At 45.9% G+C, this 2456-nt stretch carries 3 protein-coding genes; all 3 read left to right on the forward strand.

Annotated elements, in window-relative coordinates; translation table 11 throughout:
- The first annotated feature begins 79 nt into the window (after positions 1-79).
- Positions 80-649 (forward strand): Fe-S cluster assembly transcription factor, encoded by a 570-nt coding sequence (locus B7X71_RS15195; protein ID WP_293598962.1) that lies wholly within the window; start codon positions 80-82, stop codon positions 647-649.
- Positions 650-726: 77 nt separating this feature from the next.
- Positions 727-1947, forward strand: coding sequence for an IscS subfamily cysteine desulfurase (locus tag B7X71_RS15200; protein WP_215303912.1), 1221 nt, complete (start codon positions 727-729; stop codon positions 1945-1947).
- 57 nt (positions 1948-2004) lie between these two features.
- On the forward strand, positions 2005-2391 hold the full coding sequence (iscU, locus tag B7X71_RS15205) for a Fe-S cluster assembly scaffold IscU (RefSeq protein ID WP_215301395.1): 387 nt from the start codon (positions 2005-2007) through the stop codon (positions 2389-2391).
- The last annotated feature ends 65 nt before the right edge of the window (positions 2392-2456 follow it).

Genomic DNA, 2456 nt, shown 5'->3' on the forward strand with positions numbered 1-2456 from the left:
TGGTAAAGTTGAGTGGAATGGTCGGGTATTACCCGCCCGACTGTTAGCTGTCCATAACAATCCATTACCAAGGTGACATATGAGACTTACAACCAAAGGCCGTTTTGCAGTAACCGCAATGATTGACTTAGCCCTGCGCGAGACGCACGGGCCTGTAACTTTGGCTGGAATTAGCCAAAGGCAGAAGATTTCCCTGTCTTACTTAGAGCAATTGTTCGGCAAATTACGCCGTTTCAATATTGTTGATAGCACTCGTGGTCCTGGCGGTGGTTACACCCTGGCCCGCAAGTCTGAAGAAATTAGTGTGGCAGACATCATTGTTGCCGTGGATGAGCCCTTAGACGCAACCCAATGTGGCGGCAAAGGGAATTGCCATAGTGATGAAGAAAGCCATGGCCGTTGCATGACTCATGATCTATGGTCTAACCTCAATGCCAAGATGGTGGAGTACCTCAGTTCCGTCTCTTTACGTGATTTAGTGCAGCAGCAATCTGGACGTGGAATCGTTTTGCACGATTTGCGCCCCAAGAAAATCAAGACTGAAAGTGCCAAGGCTGAAAAGCCATCATCAGCAGTTGCAGCAGTAAAAGAAGCCGCTCCGAAGCGACCTCTCGTAAATTCTGTTTTTAACCTGGCTCAGCAAAGTTAAGAGATTAACTTCTTAGTCTATTAATCGATAAGAAAAAAATGAACGCACCACAAGAGATTCCTCAGCAGCCGATACCCATGTTTAGCCCTAAACACTTCCCGGTGTACATGGACTACTCAGCTACTACGCCGATTGACCCGCGTGTAGTGGACAAGATGTTGCCGTACTTGCGCGAGCAGTTTGGTAATGCAGCATCTCGCAGTCATGCCTATGGTTGGGCTGCAGAAGAAGCCGTTGAGTGGGCGCGTTCAGAAGTTGCTCAGCTAGTTCATGCAGATCCAAGAGAGATTGTGTTTACTAGTGGCGCTACTGAAAGTATTAACCTGGCACTCAAAGGTGCTGCTCACTTTTATAAAGAGCGCGGCAATCACATCATTACTGTGAAGACTGAGCACAAGGCCACCCTTGATACTTGCCGTGAGCTCGAGCGCGAAGGTTTTGAAGTAACTTATCTAGATGTTTTGCCAGATGGACTGATTGATTTTGCTCAGCTTGAAACGGCTATGAAACCGGGCACCATCTTGGCTTCAGTGATGTATGTCAATAACGAGATTGGTGTAGTGCAAGATATTCCGCGCATTGGTGAATTGTGTCGTTCCCGTGGTGTGATATTTCATGTGGATGCAGCGCAAGCAACTGGTAAGGTGGAAATCGACCTAGAGAAAACTAAAGTAGATTTAATGAGCTTTTCTGCTCATAAAACTTATGGTCCAAAAGGGATTGGCGCTTTGTTTGTTCGTCGCAAACCCCGTATCCGTATTGAAGCGCAAATACACGGTGGTGGACATGAGCGCGGTATGCGTTCAGGTACTTTAGCAGTTCACCAGATCGTAGGTATGGGCGAAGCCTTCCGTATTGCTCGCATCGAAATGGTTGAAGAGAACGCGCGCATTCGTGCATTGCGCGATCGCTTGCTGACTGGCTTGAAAGATATTGAAGAGGTCTATGTCAACGGCGACATGGATGATCGTGTTCCACATAACCTCAATATTAGTTTTAACTATGTTGAAGGTGAATCGATGCTGATGGCATTGAAAGATTTGGCTATCTCATCTGGATCTGCATGTACTTCAGCATCTTTAGAGCCTTCTTATGTACTGCGTGCGCTTGGTCGTAATGATGAATTGGCTCACAGCTCAATTCGTTTTACCTTGGGACGTTTTACTACAGAGCAAGAAGTGGATTTCACAATCAAATTAGTGAAAGAGAAAATTGCGAAGTTACGTGAGCTCTCCCCGCTTTGGGAAATGTTTAAGGATGGTATTGATCTCAGTACTATCCAGTGGGCGGCGCACTAAATCGTATTGAAGATAGTTAAGCTAAACAATAGATAAAAGAAATAACGAGGAAATACCATGGCATATAGCGACAAAGTAATTGATCATTATGAAAATCCCCGCAACGTCGGTTCTTTTGAGAAGGGCGACGACCAAGTGGGTACTGGCATGGTCGGTGCGCCAGCTTGTGGCGACGTCATGAAATTACAAATCCGTGTAAATGATCAGGGTGTCATTGAGGATGCCAAGTTCAAGACTTATGGCTGCGGCTCTGCCATTGCATCTTCCTCATTGGTAACTGAGTGGGTTAAAGGTAAAACTTTGGATCAAGCTTTGGAGATTAAGAACTCCTTAATTGCGGAAGAGTTAGCTTTGCCGCCTGTAAAAATCCACTGCTCTATCTTGGCTGAGGATGCCATCAAGGCAGCAGTGGCTAATTACAAAGAAAAGCATCCAGCCAAGTAAAGATAAAGAGGCATTCATCATGGCAATTACCTTGACCGATAAAGCAGCAAAGCACGTACAGCGCA

Source organism: Polynucleobacter sp. 39-46-10 (assembly GCF_002282275.1).

Excerpts from the sequence above, each read along its gene's own strand:
- B7X71_RS15195 (WP_293598962.1), top strand. The coding sequence starts at position 80 with ATGAGACTTACAACCAAAGGCCGTTTTGCAGTAACCGCAATGATTGAC.
- B7X71_RS15200 (WP_215303912.1), top strand. The coding sequence starts at position 727 with ATGTTTAGCCCTAAACACTTCCCGGTGTACATGGACTACTCAGCTACT.
- iscU (WP_215301395.1), top strand. The coding sequence starts at position 2,005 with ATGGCATATAGCGACAAAGTAATTGATCATTATGAAAATCCCCGCAAC.